Annotated in this window: 4 protein-coding genes; all 4 read left to right on the top strand. The window is 50.5% G+C overall.

Going from position 1 to position 7,882, the window contains the following annotated elements:
- Window positions 1–874 precede the first annotated feature (874 nt).
- A complete protein-coding gene (locus EC843_RS10020) occupies window positions 875–3,010 on the top strand; it encodes an EAL domain-containing protein (RefSeq protein ID WP_243739142.1) in 2,136 nt (711 codons plus the stop codon).
- A gap of 316 nt (window positions 3,011–3,326) precedes the next feature.
- Window positions 3,327–5,426 (top strand): Cache 3/Cache 2 fusion domain-containing protein, encoded by a 2,100-nt coding sequence (locus tag EC843_RS10015; RefSeq protein WP_064543709.1) that lies wholly within the window; start codon window positions 3,327–3,329, stop codon window positions 5,424–5,426.
- Window positions 5,413–6,471 (top strand): chemotaxis protein CheB, encoded by a 1,059-nt coding sequence (locus EC843_RS10010; protein WP_133522177.1) that lies wholly within the window; start codon window positions 5,413–5,415, stop codon window positions 6,469–6,471. Before EC843_RS10015 ends, EC843_RS10010 begins: the two co-directional genes overlap by 14 nt.
- Window positions 6,468–7,880, top strand: coding sequence for a protein-glutamate O-methyltransferase CheR (locus EC843_RS10005; protein WP_064543713.1), 1,413 nt, complete (start codon window positions 6,468–6,470; stop codon window positions 7,878–7,880). The genes EC843_RS10010 and EC843_RS10005 overlap by 4 nt, the downstream gene beginning before the upstream one ends.
- The last annotated feature ends 2 nt before the right edge of the window (window positions 7,881–7,882 follow it).

Genomic DNA, 7,882 nt, shown 5'->3' with positions numbered 1-7,882 from the left:
TAGGGTGACGCTGCGCTTATCCGACCTACGGTTATGGTTTTGTCGGGTGACGCTGCGCTTATCCGACCTACGGTTATGGTTTTGTCGGGTGACGCTGTGCTTATCCGACCTACGGTTATGGTTTTGTCGGGTGACGCTGTGCTTATCCGACCTACGGTTAAGATTTTGTAGGGTGGATAAGCGCAGCGTCATCCACCGTTTATTAGCCGATTATTATGTGAGTTTTTTATTAATAGAGTTGTGTGTTGTATCAACAACAAATAACGGTTGTGTAACATCACTGCTAAAAAAATAAATAAAGACAAAACACGCGGCAGGACTATAGATAACCCTGATAGTCAAGTCAATCATTAAGAATACCCTTCAAACATTAATTGTTCTGTTGATTGATTCTCTTTAACAATGGCGTTAAATAAAGACGTTTGTCGCTGTTTGTTTTTGTTCTGCAATCCACAATATAAGACAGTTTTATATTGCCGTTAAAATAAATATATTACTAACTATCAATGTGTTAGGTTATTTTTGTGTTGTGCTTAATTAATTATCACCGTACTAATTAATGTCCATTTTTACCTATAAATGACTGTTCTTTTCTGAACAAAAAATGAATACAATCCAAAACGTTTTCAGTGTGCCGATGATTTTTACGATTCATCATCTTCGGTATTATTAAAAAGAATAGTTAAAAATTATAGTTGTTAATTACTTGCTAATTTAACAGCGTATTTGTTTTTTTTGATTATGTATTCTGCAATATTCTGTCCATTCTCCAAATCACATAAATAGCACTCTAAAGCATACAACACGGGTTAAATTCTTGGACTCTATAGCGAGCGATAGCACAGCGCATACTAATAAACGGTGGGGTTTACCGTTGATTCTTCCCTGCCTGCTTTACGCACTGGCGCAACTGCTCAGCAGCCATCTCATCGTTGATGACCAGGTTCTGGTGGTCTATGACCTCGAATTAGCGGCCATCTCCGCCGTACTGGTATTGTTTGGCTACCGCGCCGTAGCAGGCCTGGCTTTGCTCAGCGTATTAACCCTGTTATTGCGCCCTCTGACTGAATTTTATGAGCTGCTTGGCTATCTGGCCGCCGCCTTGATTAGTTATTTCTTCTATGCCAAAAGCACCGGCTGGCGTAGCCCATCCAGTTTTGGGCGCATCATTCTCACCAGTCAACGGCTCATCTGGCTGTGCTTGTGCAACGCCTTGCTCAATACCGTGTTTAGCGAAGTGGTCTGCCTGTTTACCACTTATCATCCCTGCGCTGCGATGGCGTTTGAGCATGTGTTTAACGCGGAAACGCTGGTCAGAATCCAAGGGGTGATGAACGGCTGCGTAACTGGTATTCCGCTGTTTTATACCGTGTTAAGGATTATCTGCCGCCCGAAATATGCCGCGATATGCCTGAAGTCTATCGGCGCACAGTTTTCAGAAAGCGTCGGGTACATCCGTTTTACGCTCTGGGCGGTATCGCTGCTTGTCTTGATGATTTTTCTCAACATCCCTTTCAAAGACAACGTCTTTTTTACCTTTTACAGCCTGATCCTGATTTTCCCGCTGATGCTGTGGAGCTCAGTGCGCATCGGCTATCTCTTCACCGCGCCAATCTGGACGGTGATGCTTATCATTTTGGCTAAGAATAACGAAAACTACATTGCCCTCAACGACGACTTCATGTTGCACCAGGTGCTGGTGTCGACGGCTATTTTTGTCTTTACGCTGACCATCGTCATCATGGGCGTATTGTCCAGATTCAATAAGTTACGCTTTGATCAGCTGCTGGAAATGGGGTTAACCGACCCGATGACCAACATGCCGAATCTGCGTGCCTTAAAGGCGGATATTAAACAGTCGCCACACTCCACGGTTGGCCTGATTCAGGTTCCAGAAATGGAACTTTTCTCGCGCCGTTACGGTTTGCACTTTCGCGCCAGATACCAAAAAAAGCTCGCCGATCACCTGCGTAGCAATCTGCGAGGCGATGAGAAAATTTACTACCACGCGGGTTATGGCCTGCTGCTCAAGCTTGACGACCCGAGCTGGGGAAGGCTCAGCCTGCTGTATCAATCCGCCAACACCTTTCGTTATTCACATAACAATCAGCAGCTTGGTTTCCGCAGCGGCCTCGGCTATTGCCGGGCAACTCAGTTCTGTAATGACGTTTACAGCCTGACCGGAAAGCTGGGGATTGTTTCCGGGCTGTCGCTGGTCAATGGCAAACCTGAAAACCTTGAAGCGCAGTCCAGCCGCATTCTGGAAAGTTACATCGTCGGGCGCACTGATATTCGTACGGTGCTCCAAAAAACGCTGGATAACGACGCCTTCGTGTTAATGGCGCAGCCGATTGTCAGCACCCGTGGCGAAGAGCGCTACCACGAGATCTTGCTGCGTATGCTGGACGAAGAAGGGCGCTTTATTCCGCCGGACCGCTTTTTGCCAGTGGCGACCGAAGCGGGCCTCGCGCCGGATATCGATCTTTGGGTGATCCGCAACACGCTAAAAACCATGCAGCAGCAGCCGGATCGCAGCTTCTCGATTAATCTCGCACCGGTCACGGTGTGTCGCGCCAGTTTTGTTCACAGCGTGCAGTTGCTGCTGGCCGAGTTTGGTGTGGATCCGCAGCGCATCATCTTTGAGATAACCGAAGCAGACGCACTGTCCGATACCGAACAATCGCAGAACACCGTGCGTTCGCTCAAAAGCCTCGGTTGTCGGGTAGCAATTGATGACTTTGGTACCGGTTTTTCCAGCCATGCGCGGTTACGTGATGTCAGCGCCGATATTTTAAAAATCGACGGTTCGTTTATCCGTGAAATTACCGAGAGCGAAGTCAGCCACTACATTGTTGAGTCGTTTTGCCATGTTGCAAGAATGAAAAATATGCAGGTGGTGGCCGAATATGTTGAGAACGAAAGTATTCAGCTTTGTCTGGAAAGAATGAATGTCGATTGGTTGCAGGGTTATCACATCGGTAAGCCAGTGCCTTTGCTTACGCTTATGTGATCCGATGGTGTCGGGGGCGCTGCGCTTGCCCGACCTACGAAACAGCCGTTGTAGGGTGGATAAGCGCAGCGTCATCCACCAGTTTTGATTAGTTGTAGGGTGGATAAGCGCAGCGTCATCCACCAGTTTTGATTAGTTGTAGGGTGGATAAGCGAAGCGTCACCCACCAGTTTTGATTAGTTGTAGGGTGGATAAGCGAAGCGTCATCCATCAGTTTTGATTAGTTGTAGGGTGGATAAGCGCAGCGTCATCCACCAATGAACAGCAATGAAACGAACAGCAGAACCTTCTTACACCACAATAAAAATGGAAACCCATGAGTCACTTATTTAAATTCAAGCGTCAGGAAGAGGCTGAATATTCCGCTACCAGGGAAAGTGGTCTGACAGCATGGCTGCATAAGTTACACGTGGGTGTCGCCATGAAGCTGGGGTTGATGCTGGTGGCGTGTATTGGCGTGTTGCTGGTTGGCGCGTCATTTCTGCTGTCGAATTATTTATCGACGCAGCTGGAAAGCAATGCGCTGGAAGTGCTGCGTTCCAATACCCGGATATTCCATAACAATATTCTCACTGAATATAAACGCGTGACGCGCGACGCTGAACGTTACAGCAACGTTTATATCAACAACTATCAAAATATGTCTTCGGTACCGCTGCACTCAATGGATGCCGAGCCATTAAAAGCGCTATTAAATGACAAAAGCATTAATGCTCATTTCACTGAATTAACCAGTGTATTTGCCTCGACCTTTGTCCGCGAAGGCGATCAATTTGTCCGCGTCTCTACCTCATTGCAGGGCAAAGAGGGACGAATTGCCACCTCCACCGTCCTCAGCCATGACAACCCGGCGCTGGCTGAATTAGCCCGCAACAAACCTTTTACCGGCGTGGTGGTGTTATACGGCAAACAATTCATCAGCCATTACGAACCGATTGCCGATAAATACGGCCAGGTTGTCGGGGCGGTGGCGATTGGTTTTGACGTCAAACTGGCGCTGCAACCGGTGATTAAAGAGCTGCTGGCGGTGCATATTGGCGAAGGCGGTTACGCCTACGTGCTGGATGCCGGATTTAACCCCGGTCACATGGTGGCTCACCCAACATTAGCCAACCAGAACGTCGAGAATATTACTGACGCCCACGGCTACAAACGCTATGCCGATATTCTGGCGCGCAAAAACGGCACCATTTATTACGAAACCGTTAGCGGCTACGGCGCGGCACCGCGCAAGCGAGTCTCGGTATTTGAACATATTGAAGGGATCAACTGGATCATCGCCACCACCAGTTACGTGGATGACGTTGCCAAAAGCAGCAATCTGGTGCGTAACAGCCTGTTGCTGTTTAGCGTGCTGCTGATGCCGGTGATTTTGCTGCTGATTGCCGGAACCAGCCGCATCCTGATTTCCCGCCGTTTAAACAACGTGCTGAAAGTTTCGCAGTCTATTGCGCAGGGCGATCTGAGCGTTGATGTGCATGTTGATCACAACGATGAAATCGGTGATTTGCTCAGTGCCAATGAGAAGATGCGCGCCTCGCTGCATGCGCTGGTGGGCGAAGTGGTTTCCCATGCTCATCACGTTCATGAAGCGGCGTTAAACATTACCGAAGCGGTAGACGGGCAAGCCTCAACCAGCGTCGAAACGTCTTCCTCGGTGGCGGAAATTACTTCGACGATGGAAGAGTTGTCCGCCTCCTCAACGCAGATTGCCGAGCATTCGCGTGCGGTGGTCGATATTGCCAACGTCACGCTGGAAGACTGCAACAAAGGCTCCGACTCGATGGGTGAGTTGCTGACCCGCATGGCCGACATCGACAGCGACAACCAGCAAAGCATGCGTGAAATCATGATGCTCGGGAACAAGTCCAAAGAAATCAGCCGCGTGATGGTGATCATCAACAACGTGGCGGATCAAACCAAACTGATTGCTTTTAATGCGGCACTGGAAGCATCAAGTGCCGGTGAATCCGGCAAGCGTTTCTCAGTGGTGGCGGCAGAAATTCGCCGCCTGGCCGATTCAGTCACCGAATCGACTTTTGAAATTGAGAACAAAATCAGCGAGATTCAAAACTCGATTAACCGCCTGGTGCTCAACGCCGAAAAAGGCAGCAACAGCATTAAAGCGGGCACCAAAGCCTGCAAAGTGAGCGCCGACCGTTTGCATGACATTGTGGCGACCGCAGAACAAACTTCGACGGCGGCGATGCAGATTTCGCTGTCCACTCAGCAGCAGAAAACGGCGAGTAATCAGGTGGTGATGGCGCTGCGTGAAATCGTGGTCGCCAGTAATTACACCTCGCAATCCATCAAAGACATTCTTTCAATTAGCCAGGATATGACTCAGCTCTCCAAAGAGCTGAACCAGGCCACCGGGTCCTTCAAATTGACGGATAACCCTGATGACCCTACCTAAAATCCGCGTGCTGATCGTCGATCATGGCAGCGAGTCGCGAGACTCGCTGATCCGCCAGCTTGAGATGAATAAGAACATTGTCGTGGTCGGGCAGGCGGTGCAACGCGAACAGGCGGCGAGCCTGGTGCAAAAGATGGCGCCCAATCTGCTGGTGCTGACTTTAGGTGCGCCCGATAGCGAAAACGTCGAAACCGTCGAAACCATTATGGCGACCTGTGCGATTCCGATCATGGTGATGCGTTACTACGCCGACGCGCAGTGGGACACGGAATACATTACCCGTGGCGCGCTGGCGGTGGTCGACAACCAGGGGGAATCGCTGCAAGCGACTCAGGCTCTGCATCGCCAGGTTGAAATGCTGGTGGGCGTAAAGGTGATTCGCCATATCCAGGGGTTGCGCCACCATGCCGAGCCGCCAACAAAACCCGCCAGCGTAACCGAAGCCCCGCATCATCAATGGCCGTTTGTGCTGGCGATTGCCTGCTCAACCGGCGGGCCGCAGGCTTTGAGCAAATTGTTGCAGGCGCTACCGGCGGTGTTTCCCTGCCCGATTATCATCGCCCAGCATATCGCTGACGGCTTTGCGAAAAGCATGGTGCAGTGGCTGGATAGCGTCACCGAACTGGAAGTGTGTCTTGCCGGGGAGAATGACATTTTGACCGCGGGGCGGGTGTATATCTTGCCGCCTGAGCACCATCTGGTGGTTAAAAAACACCATCGTTTAGCCACCATTCCGCGTAAGACGAGCGATGTTTATCACCCAAGCTGCAACTTGCTGCTGGAGTCGGTAGCGGAAGTGTATGGCGAAAAATCCGTAGGGCTGATCATGACCGGTATGGGCAGCGACGGGTGTCGCGGCATTGAAGCCATTTTTCACAAGGGCGGTAAAACCCTCGCGCAAGATGAAGTCACTTCCGTAGTGTTCGGCATGAATAAATTCGCCATCGATAAAAACGTCATCCACAAAATTTTGCCGCTGGAAAAGCTGGCGGGAGCGTTGCTGGCGATGGCTCATCAAGGGAAATTCGAGGGCAAATTGCCATGATCCCCAATATTGCGGACTTCAAAGCGCTGATCAAAGACAGAGTCGGTCTGCATTTTTTTAACGGCATGGAAGGGTTGCTCAACACCGCTTTGTTGCAGCGTATGGGCGAGCGCGGGAAAGAGAGCAGCGAAAAGTACTATGAAAAACTCTGTGTTTCGACCAGCGAGTTCGACAAGCTTCTTAGCCTGCTGACCATCAACGAAACCTACTTTTTCCGTGAGCCGGAAGTGCTGGATATGGTCTGCGACAAGCTGGTGCCGAGAATGCTCGAGCAGCGCGGCGGCCCGGTGCGCATCTTAAGCGCGGGTTGTTCATCCGGTGAAGAAGCTTACTCGCTGGCGATTAAACTGCACCAGAAATACCACGACCATTTTGCCGCCCGTGTGGAAATTCACGGTTGCGACATCGACACCAAAATTCTCGACAAAGCGCGCGCGGCAAACTATTCCAGTTATTCGTTTCGCGGTGTTGATCCGCTTTTGCAGCAAAATTATTTCACCCGCAACGGCAACCAGTTCCAGTTACACGATCTGATTCGTAGCAAGGTGACGTTCCACCGTTCGAACATTGTCAAAGAGCAGCTACAGCCGAAGTTCGACATTATTTTGCTGCGCAATGTCTCGATCTATTTTGATGACGAAACGCGGCGTCTGCTGCAATTCAATTTGCTCACCATGTTACAACCCGATGGCGCGCTGTTCTTCGGGAATGCGGAAACGCTGGCCAATAACTTTGGCATCCTGAAATTAAAGCAGGAACACGGCCTGTTTTACTTCTGCCAGCCGAAAATTTCCCGTGCTCAGGTCGCCAGCGCCAGCGTGAAACCCGTCGTTATGCCTGCCGCTGCACCTTGTGTTGCGGATCCCGTTCGTGCCACGCAACAGTGTGAAATCTGGATTAAAAAGGCGCTGGAGTGTGTGGCGGAAAAACGCTTTTCCCAGGCCGAAGAGTGGATAAGCCAGGTGCTGGATTGCGATATTCATCATCAGGAAGCGTTGGTTATCAAAGGGGCGATTGCGCTGGAAAAATGCGAGTTCGAGCAGACTGCGCAAAGCGCGCAACACGTTCTGGAACTGGATGAATGGTCGGCAGAAGCGAAAATGCTGCTGGGGCTGGCAATGATGTGGCAGCACCACACCCAGCAGGCGATTGCCTGGTTTAAACAGGTGGTTTATCAACAGCCTGGCTACTGGCCCGCGCATTATTACCTGGCGGAAATGTATCGCCAAAGCGAGCTGTATCGCCCGGCGCTGCGCACTTACCGCATCACTCTGCAATTGCTCAATGCGGAATTGAACAACACCAGCAACGCCTGCGCACTGCGGCTGCCGCTGTCATTTCCGAGTAATTCGTTTCGTTTTCTTTGTGAACATCAGTTGGCGCAGTTCACCGGTCAGGATGGGCAATAGAG

Source organism: Buttiauxella sp. JUb87 (genome assembly GCF_004361975.1).
Classification (GTDB): Bacteria; Pseudomonadota; Gammaproteobacteria; order Enterobacterales; family Enterobacteriaceae; genus Buttiauxella; species Buttiauxella ferragutiae.
This window is presented reverse-complemented; position numbering and strand designations above follow the sequence as displayed.